Here is a 6640-nt window from a genome sequence, read left to right as displayed (position 1 = left end):
ACTTTCGAAATTCAGGATAAGTTTTCTCTGCAATTACACCATAATTCAAGTACTCATACGTTAGACGAATAAATAGGGAATTTTGTTTCTATATGCTATCTAATATCAATAAAGGTGGACGGCGACTTACCAAGCAAATCTGCCTGTTAGCTTAAAGCCCGACATCTATCTACAACTTCATTTTCTCAAGGCATCAAGCTAATCGATGGTACCGCCGCGAATGCTCTTTTCATCGGTATTCGTCCTATTTCCCGGCGGGTTCTGGAAGTCAACGCGAGATGGTTGTCTCGCGTTGCAGCAAGCACTGAATTTGGTCTCCCCAATTCGCTTGTTGTGGGCTGCACCCCCAATCCCCCATCTTCACGCTGCCGCAGCGGTGGTGAAGCTGTATAGCTTTGTCAACAAAGGGTGACGGGATTACAATGTTGTTGATTTCATTGCAATACGAATCAACAGGGGGGGGGTGATAGAAATGAACCATATGTCAGAAATCTTTGAAAGAGCCCAAATTCAGTGTATTCGTGAATTTTTGCTACGTGGCGTGGCAGGCACCGACATCAATCCGAAGAGCCACAAGGAGCGGATTGACGAAGTGCATAAGTCTGTTATTGAGTTTCTAGAGGATAAGTTCCCCGACATGGCTGAATACGAAGAAGCAACTGCAAAGGTTTATGACTATGCAGGTACATGCGAAGATGTGTATATGGAAATCGGTTTGCAATGCGGGTTTATGCTGGCCGTGCAGATGCTCGCTAATTCGCAGGTTAAACCAGAACCAACCAAATAACATTCCGAAAAGGTCGCTGCGATTCAATGGCGTCCTTTTTTCTTTGCGTAGAAAATACAAGCGTCAGAACTGCGAGTCGACACCGTTCCGGCGCTTTTTATATAGATGTGTCCCCCTACTCGCTCAATGTGTTGAAGTCGTAGCGGCGGCAAAATGGCGGGGTCTTAGGGGCGAAGCCCCTAACAAGCGAATTTGGATATCCAAATTCAGTGCTTGCTACAACGTAAGACACAGTCTCACGTTGCCAACAGACACCTGCCGGGAAAAAGGAGGGAATACCGCCCGATGAACGAAATGGTTACGACCATCCCTATAGATCAGCTTCACCCGTTCCCCGAGAATCCCTATCAGGTCGCGGACAACAACGAGTTGCAGGCCATCGTGGAAAGTATTCGGACGCATGGCGTAATCTCGCCGCTTATCGTGCGGCCGCGGGAAGAAGGAGGCTATGAAATCATATCTGGACATCGCCGAAGGGCAGCTTGTGAAAAGGCGGGGATCGCTGCGATCCCCGCCTTTATTCGTAAAATGGATCGAAACGCCGCGATTATCGCCCTGGTAGACAGCAATCTGCACCGCGAGTATGTGTTGCCGTCCGAAAAAGCATGGGCTTACAAAATGAAGCTGGATGCAATCAAGCGGCAAGGGCAGCGCAACGATTTGACTGATAGCGGAACTCCTGACCAACTCGGACAGAAGTCGCGGGAGCGCGTTGCCGTTGATGTGGGAACGAGCGCGACACAAGTTCAACGCTATATCCGGCTCACCGAATTGATTCCGCCGCTGCTTGAAATGGTGGACAGCGGGAAGGTGGCGTTCAACCCTGCCGTGGAGCTGTCCTATCTGTCCGAGAAGGAGCAGGAAGCGCTGCTGGAAACGATGGGTAGCGAAGACCGCACCCCCTCTCTTTCCCAAGCTCAGCGCATGAAAAAGCTGAGTGCGGACGGCCTACTCGACATGGAAGCGATATTCAGAATCATGACCGAGGAAAAGCCGAATCAGCGGGAGCAGATCAAGTTGCAAAAGGAAAGCATCAAGGACTATTTTCCGAAGGGCTATACGACTCAGCAAATGGAGAAAACCATATTGAAGCTGCTGGAGGAATGGCGAAAAAAGCGGGAACGAAGCCGCGAGAACAGCCGCTGACTTTTTCCCGGCTGGTAAACGGGGCATTGGGCGACCGATGCCTCTTTTTCGTCTGAGCTCCCTTCCTGCTCGGCCACAAATCAAACGAAAGGACTTGAAGGCATGAAGGAAAAAAAGAAACCGAAGAAATCGCAACGCGTTTCCCGCAAGCCGGCACGGCTGGTGGTAGAGCGGGAATTTGTCGGCAGTCAGAGCGCAACCGATGCGCTGCTGCCCGTTGTGCTTGAGGATTTACTTCGCCATGCGGAGGAAGTCCGCACCTTCGACAAGGAGGACGACAGCACATAGAATGTACGCAAACGACGGTTATCCGCCGTCAGCAACAAGGAGGAGGGAACCGATGAAAACGGACAGGATTTACAATGTCGGCGTCTATTGCCGTTTGAGCAAGGATGATGGCAACGAAGCGGAGAGCGCCAGTATCGGCACCCAAAAAGCGATTCTGACCGACTATGTGAAGCGGCAGGGCTGGCATCTGGTGAAAATCTATGTAGACGACGGGTACAGCGGCACAAACTTCAATCGACCGGATTTTCAAGCTATGCTGAAAGACATTGAGAACGGGCTGATTGATTGTGTCGTTACCAAAGATCTCTCCCGGCTCGGTCGGAACTATTTGGACTGCGGCTTGTATCTGGAGGTGTTCTTCCCGGAGCATAACGTCCGATATATTGCTGTCAATGACGGTGTAGATACCCTGAACCGGGCGGCTATGGACATCACGCCGTTTCGCAATATTTTGAACGAAATGTACGCTGCCGACGTATCGGTTAAGATCAAGTCCGCGTATCGGGCGCGGTTCAACAAGGGAAAATTCATGGCAACCAAAGCGCCGTATGGGTACATCAAAGACCCGGCTGACAACAATCATCTGCTGATTGACGAAAAGACCGCGCCGATCGTCCGAAAAATATTTGACCTTGCACTGGCGGGCAACGGGATTGGGAAAATAAGGAAATATCTGAACAGCCAGCGCATATTGCGCCCGGCCGCGTATGCCGCTGAAAACGGAGAAGGATACGAGCGCTATTTTAAGGATTCGGAGGAAAACCGTTATATCTGGAGCGAAAACAGCGTTCGGAGCATTTTAAGAAGTCCGGTGTATGCGGGGAATCTAACAGGCTACAAGCGTCCGACCGTCAGCATGAAAAGTAAGAAGCGTCCCTCTCGCCTGCCGGAGGAATGGGAGACCGTTCCCGGAACGCATGAGGGCATTGTGACACAGAAAGAATTTGATACAGTGCAGCAGCTTATGACCAGTCGAAGGCGAGAAAAAAACCAGTATGGATATGACAATGTGTTCCTCGGCGTGTTGAAATGCGCAGACTGTGGTTACGCCATGCGAGCGGCCAGCGCAAACCGGCGCAAGCGCCCGGATATTATCGACTGTGTGCAGTACTGCTGCAACAATTTTGGTCGATACGGCAACGTGCATTGCACCTCGCACACCATTGAGGCGCGCGACCTGCTGAACGCCGTCATGACCGACATTAACGAATATGCGCGGATGGCTGTAAATGACGAAAAGGCGGTTAAAACATTGCAGCAGCGTCTGTCCAAGATCAGCGATCAGGAGGCCCGGGAATACGGCAGGGAACGGCGGCGGCTGGCCAAGCGGGTTGCCGAACTGGACAAGCTGTTTGCCGCCTTGTATGAGGACAAGGTGATGGAGAAAATCACCGAACGCAATTACCGGCTGATGGCAGCGAAGTACGAGCAGGAGCAGATGAATATTGAAGCTCGACTGAGCGCCATAGACGCGGAACTGGTTGCCAAGGGACGCAACGATAAAGGCATAGCTGCCTTTGTGGAACGTATTCGCGAATACAAGGGAATCACAACACTGACGGCCAGAATCGTGAATGAACTGATTGATCGCATCACGGTATCTGAGCGGGTAAAGGTCGAGGGCGGCGGCTATGAGCAGCATATCCGAATTTACTACAAGTTTGTAGGGGCGCTCGACCCCGCACGAGTCCATGAGGTAACGCCGCGGCGGTGCCTTGTGCCGGATAAGGCATGCCAACGCTGCGGAGAAGTCTACTCCCCTCTTTCCAACGTGGCAAAGTACTGCCCGACGTGTCGGCCCATTGTCCGCAAGCAGCAGGAGATCGAAAGCAGCAAGCGGCGCGTACGCAGCAAGAAGCGCCAAAACGGCGCGTGAAATAGACTGTCCGCAAAGAACGTCCGACAGATCTGGAGCAGCGCAGCGGGCGCATTATCCGGCAAGGCAACCAGAACAGCGAGGTGCATATTTTTCGCTATGTGACGGAGAACACGTTCGACGCGTACCTTTATCAAACGCTGGAGAACAAGCAGCGTTTCATTTCGCAGATCATGACCAGCAAGTCGCCGGTGCGTTCCGCCGAGGATATTGACGAGACGGCGCTCTCCTATGCCGAGGTGAAGGCGCTGGCGACCGGCAACCCGTACATCAAGGAGAAAATGGACTTGGACATCCAGGTATCCAAACTGAAGCTGCTCAAAGCGAACCACTTGAGCCAGCGCTATGCGCTGGAGGACCGGCTGCTCAAGCTGCTGCCGCAGCAAATCAAGTCCACGGAGGAACGAATTGCCGGCTATGAACAGGACGTTGCTTTGTATACACGTTCTCTGGCATCCGAGGCAGATGGGGCAGATAAATTCCCCGGCATGACGGTCAAAGATTACACCTACTCGGAGAGGGCGGCAGCGGGCGCGGCTTTGCTGGACGCTTGCAAAGGAATGACTTCGCCCGATCCGCAGGAAATCGGCAGCTACCGGGGCTTTTCCTTTTGGCTGTCCTTTGACAGCTTCCATAAGGAATACAAGGTTACGCTGCGCGGCGCGCTCGCTCATACGGTGACGCTCGGAGCGGATGCGGGCGGCAACATAAGCCGCATCAACAATGCCTTGTCCGACTTGCCTGCGAAGCTGGAGCATGCCCGCGAGCAGCTTGCCACCTTGCGGCAGCAAATGGAAACGGCGAAGGAACAAATCGCGGCTCCATTCGAGAAGGAGCAGGAGCTGCAAACGAAAGCGGCGCGTCTTGCGGAATTGAATGCGCTGCTCAACATGGACAAGCGAGAAAACGAAGCCGTGGACAGCGTGCCGGACGAAGAACCGGAAGCGCCGGAACGGCGGGTGGTGGGCCGTGAGCGATAACGGTCTGACACCGTCGTTCCTCCCCCTGAAAGGGAACTTCTTGCTGACCATTACGGAAAAGAACATGGTATCGGTGCGAGCATTTCACAGGTCGAAGATAGCTCACTTGTTAAAGTTATAAATCACATGATGAATTGGACTCCGGTTTTGGGGTCCTTTTCTCATTTCCGGAGGAATGAACATGTTGTATGCCATCCCAAGCGGCGGATGCTTTTGTCCGATTTTGCCGCCTTTTGGTTACGGAACCGGCTTGATCGAGGAGGGAGAAACCGTGCCGTCATTGGAGTTGATATCCAAAGAGAAGAACGGATTTGGCGACACGTATTATTACATCCGCGACTCAAACGGGGTGACCAGTCAAGTTCATGAAGGCGATTTAGACGCATTCATGAAAAAGAAAGGCGTTACGAAGTTGAAGGAAGGCAGAGCTTATCTGTACCCCAAAAAGAGGGGTAAAGCACGATGAACAATATACCCATCGGACGCTGTCTGGATTTCCAAATGGAGCTGCGGCAATGAGCTACGTAAACAAGGAACAGATCGAACGTGCCAAAAGACTGGATCTGCTCACATATTTGCATATGCACGAGCCGGCAGAACTGGTCCGATGCTCTCGCAATGTCTACACCACCCGGATACACGACAGCTTGAAAATTTCCAACGGCAAATGGTACTGGTGGTCAAGGGGGATCGGCGGACGCTCGGCGCTGGACTATTTGATCAAAGTGCGGGGCATGTCTTTTCCCGATGCGGTGCTGCAAATTGAAGGCGTTCATCCGGGCAGCGCACCTGCATTTTCGCAATCTTTGCAACAACGCTATTCTCCAGCGCGGTTTGAGCTTCCCGAACCGAATCGTACATCGCATCGCGTCATGGCCTATCTCAGCAAACGCGGTATCCATCGCACGTTGATCGACTACTGTCTCGAAACGGGGCGTTTGTATGAAAGCCGCCGCTATCACAACGCGGTATTCGTCGGTTTCGACCAGCAAGGAACGCCGCGCTATGCGGCGATACGCGGTACGACAAGCACCCGTTATATGGGGGAAGCCGCTGGCAGCGACAAGCGGTATTCGTTTTCCATTCCGGCCTCGGGAAACTGTACGGAACTGCATCTGTTTGAGAGCGCCATTGATCTCTTATCCTACTGTACGCTGGAACATCTCGCTGGCCGGGATTGGCGGCAGGCGCATAAGCTGTCGCTGGCCGGAATATACAGGCCCAGGACAAATGGGGAGGACTCTATTCCCCCGTCAGCCCTAATGCATTACTTGCAGTGCTTTCCCCAGGTGAATCGACTTGTCCTGCATCTGGACAATGATGAGCCGGGGCGATTGGCGGCAGCCACGATACAAAGACTCCTCTCTCCAGCCCTTCTCATATTCGATGAGCCGCCTAAGTTCGGAAAGGATGTAAACAACGATTTAATGGAATTCCGAAGAAGACGCGGTGAACCATCCCGATAGCGGTAGACGCTGAACGGTTGGCGTCTTTTCTTTCTGGGCTACGGAAAATTCTCACTGTATGTGGATAAGATGTGAATAGATTGGGGATAAGCGCAAC

7 protein-coding genes are annotated in these 6640 nt (G+C 52.5%); all 7 read left to right on the top strand.

Annotated features, from left to right (window positions below; all coding sequences use genetic code 11):
* The first annotated feature begins 472 nt into the window (after positions 1–472).
* The 7 genes from H7B90_RS05095 (at position 473) to H7B90_RS05065 (ending at position 6543) form a co-directional block, all read left to right on the top strand.
* Positions 473–787 (top strand): hypothetical protein, encoded by a 315-nt coding sequence (locus tag H7B90_RS05095; RefSeq protein ID WP_079913955.1) that lies wholly within the window; start codon positions 473–475, stop codon positions 785–787.
* 285 nt (positions 788–1072) lie between these two features.
* Positions 1073–1933, top strand: coding sequence for a ParB/RepB/Spo0J family partition protein (locus tag H7B90_RS05090; protein ID WP_185134775.1), 861 nt, complete (start codon positions 1073–1075; stop codon positions 1931–1933).
* Between the two features lie 102 nt (positions 1934–2035).
* Positions 2036–2221 carry a stage II sporulation protein R gene (locus H7B90_RS05085; RefSeq protein WP_185134774.1) on the top strand — a complete coding sequence of 62 codons (186 nt, stop codon included), beginning with the start codon at positions 2036–2038 and terminating at the stop codon, positions 2219–2221.
* A 52-nt stretch (positions 2222–2273) separates the two neighbouring features.
* Positions 2274–4097 (top strand): recombinase family protein, encoded by a 1824-nt coding sequence (locus H7B90_RS05080; protein ID WP_185134773.1) that lies wholly within the window; start codon positions 2274–2276, stop codon positions 4095–4097.
* 101 nt (positions 4098–4198) lie between these two features.
* Positions 4199–5077: a hypothetical protein gene (locus tag H7B90_RS05075; RefSeq protein ID WP_260410764.1), complete on the top strand. Its 879-nt coding sequence runs from the start codon at positions 4199–4201 to the stop codon at positions 5075–5077.
* Positions 5078–5258: 181 nt separating this feature from the next.
* On the top strand, positions 5259–5543 hold the full coding sequence (locus H7B90_RS05070) for a hypothetical protein (protein ID WP_185134772.1): 285 nt from the start codon (positions 5259–5261) through the stop codon (positions 5541–5543).
* Between the two features lie 49 nt (positions 5544–5592).
* The gene (locus H7B90_RS05065) at positions 5593–6543 is read left to right on the top strand and encodes a DUF3991 domain-containing protein (RefSeq protein WP_185134771.1); all 951 of its coding nucleotides are present in this window, start codon (positions 5593–5595) and stop codon (positions 6541–6543) included.
* The last annotated feature ends 97 nt before the right edge of the window (positions 6544–6640 follow it).

It is taken from the genome of Cohnella xylanilytica (genome assembly GCF_014212175.1).
In the GTDB taxonomy this organism is placed as follows: Bacteria; Bacillota; Bacilli; order Paenibacillales; family Paenibacillaceae; genus Cohnella; species Cohnella xylanilytica.
Note: the sequence above shows the minus strand (reverse complement) of the source record. Positions and strands in the feature narration are given on the sequence as shown.